Below are 2,408 nucleotides of genomic sequence, written 5' to 3'. Positions count from 1 at the left end.
GTAGACATCGAGATTGCTGCAATGGACGGTGGCGATGAGCCGCAGGCAGTGCGTTCGACTGACCATTGGCATGCCATCGCGAGTGGTCTTGTCTGTGCGTCTAGTGCTTTGACAGGCGGTCCGTGGGGTGTCTCTCAGTCAGCGGATTTTTTCTTTGCCGAAATGGCCTTGCCCTCTGTTGTTCGGCGGTCCGCATCAGTTTGCTTCACGGATACCCCGAGGTAACTCTCAAGAGCAAAGCGAACCACGTCAGACCGCGTAGGGATGACCTTCAGCGTCGAGGCTAGCTCGATGCGCTTCTTGTCGATGAGCTCTTCCAACTCATCGCTCACCCGTATGTTTAGTTGATTTCGGCTCATGTGCTTCTCGGCTGATTCGGCATTTTAAGGGGTCAACAACCTTTATTGCTAGACCAGTTGACAACGTGCTTATGCGACATACAATAAATACGTCTAGCAATAAAGCTGGGTGACAAAGGAGAAAACATGGAAGCTGAACTACTAACCACAGAGGAACTTTCTGCCCGGATCAAGTACGACGTGCGGACCATTCGCGAGCGATTGAAGGACAGCGTCTTACTTGAGGGGATTCACTACTTTCGTCCCTTTGGGGGGCGAAAGATCCTCTACCGTTGGGAGGCCATTCAACGAGACATGATGCGGGTGTCAGTGGCGAGACCCACGGGGATGAGCGCCATTCCGATGGCCAATGGAGGTGTACTTCATGGGTAGTATCCGCAACTCAGACACCATGGGCAGCCTGTTCATGGACTTCAGATTTCAGGGCCAGCGGTGCCGGGAGTACACGGCACTGACCGACACCCCAATCAATCGCAAGAAGCTGGCAAAAGTCCTCGCCAAGATCGAGTCCGAGATCAATGCAGGCACCTTCGTATACGCCAACTACTTTCCCAACAGCAAAGCGCTCAAGCGTTTTGCACGGGCAAACCTTGAGAAGGCGGCTCCCACTGCGGTGATGGAGGCGATCGCAGAGTCGGCTGAGATGACGGCCGTAGAGCCGAAGTCGACTGGCCCATTGTTCTGCGAATTCTCGGCCCAATGGTTCAAAGAGCACGAGATCGAATGGCGACGCAGCCATATCCGATCCCTGCGCTCCACTCTGGACGGTCGACTGATCCCTCACTTCGGACAAAAGGTGGTCAGCAGCATCACCAAATCCGACATCCTTGCCTATCGCGCCACACTCGCCAAAGTAAAAGGTCGCGGAGACAAGGAAGGACTCTCACCCAAACGGATCAACGAGATCATTGGCACGCTTTGCCAGATCATTGACGAAGCCGCCGACCGATTCGAGTTTACGACGCCCACGACCAACATCAAGCGACTCCGAGTGCGCAAGGTCGATGTGGATCCGTTCAGCCTGCAGGATGTACAGAGCATTCTGGCGACCGTCCGTGCGGACTATCGCAACTATTTCACCGTGCGCTTTTTCACCGGAATGCGCACTGGAGAAGTCCATGGCCTCAAATGGCGCTACGTCGATTTCGAGCACCGCCTGATTCGGGTCCGGGAGACCTTCGTTCTTGGAGAGGATGAATACACCAAGACCGACGGCAGCCAGCGCGATATCCAGATGAGCCAGCCGGTAGTCGAGGCCCTCACCAAGCAGTACGAGGTGACGGGAAAACTGTCCGACTACGTGTTCTGCAACCTGATGGGCGCGCCATTGGATAACAAGAACTTCACGGACCGCATCTGGTATCCATTGCTGCGCCATCTGGACATGACTGAACGCAGGCCTTACCAGATGCGCCACACCGCGGCGACCCTGTGGCTGGCTTCCGGTGAAGCGCCCGAATGGATCGCACGCCAGCTCGGCCACACCTCCACTGAAATGCTGTTCAGGGTCTACAGCCGATACGTGCCCAACCTCACGCGCCAGGACGGTTCGGCCATGGAGCGTCTACTGGCCAGTCGGCTTGCCACCGGCAAGGTCTTGCGCATGGACGGCGCTCACCTGCAGCAAGTGGGCGATAGCAACCTATTCGCCGAAGCAGGGGGCAGCGAGCGGGCGCCCATGCCCGTGCCCAAACCCCGAGGCGTTGCGGTTGGAGCCTCAGAACGGGCCCGAACAAACCGGTCACGCACATCGCAGGACATCACCCTGCCCGAACGCCATGCGGGCGAAGACCCGCAACCCCCGCCCCCGGGCGCGATGCGTACTCACGTCAGACGGCTGAACCCGCTGCACGCCTGAGGCCGCACTAAGCCACCGTCGACACCTCCGAGCCCCGCTGGCACCAAGCAGCGGTCTGGGCGGAGCTTTGTCCGACGCAGGCCCCTCGCTGTGTCATCGCCCACCTCATTCACCTTCAGTCTTTCATCGCCAGGAAACCATGAACCCCATCACTGTGCGCCGATATCCCCGAGCCCCATATTCCGAGAGCT

3 protein-coding genes are annotated in these 2,408 nt (G+C 57.9%); 2 read left to right on the top strand and 1 reads right to left on the bottom strand.

The window, feature by feature from the left end:
- Positions 1 to 134: 134 nt before the first annotated feature.
- Positions 135 to 359 carry a hypothetical protein gene (locus tag KYG_RS24810; protein WP_008903536.1) on the bottom strand — a complete coding sequence of 75 codons (225 nt, stop codon included), beginning with the start codon at positions 357 to 359 and terminating at the stop codon, positions 135 to 137.
- Positions 360 to 485: 126 nt separating this feature from the next.
- On the opposite strand from KYG_RS24810, the gene KYG_RS23555 reads away from it, so the two are divergent.
- Positions 486 to 731 (top strand): hypothetical protein, encoded by a 246-nt coding sequence (locus KYG_RS23555; protein WP_008903535.1) that lies wholly within the window; start codon positions 486 to 488, stop codon positions 729 to 731.
- On the top strand, positions 724 to 2,217 hold the full coding sequence (locus KYG_RS03945) for an Arm DNA-binding domain-containing protein (RefSeq protein ID WP_008903534.1): 1,494 nt from the start codon (positions 724 to 726) through the stop codon (positions 2,215 to 2,217). Before KYG_RS23555 ends, KYG_RS03945 begins: the two co-directional genes overlap by 8 nt.
- The last annotated feature ends 191 nt before the right edge of the window (positions 2,218 to 2,408 follow it).

It is taken from the genome of Acidovorax sp. NO-1 (assembly GCF_000238595.1).
GTDB lineage: Bacteria > Pseudomonadota > Gammaproteobacteria > Burkholderiales > Burkholderiaceae_C > Acidovorax.
Note: the sequence above shows the minus strand (reverse complement) of the source record. Positions and strands in the feature narration are given on the sequence as shown.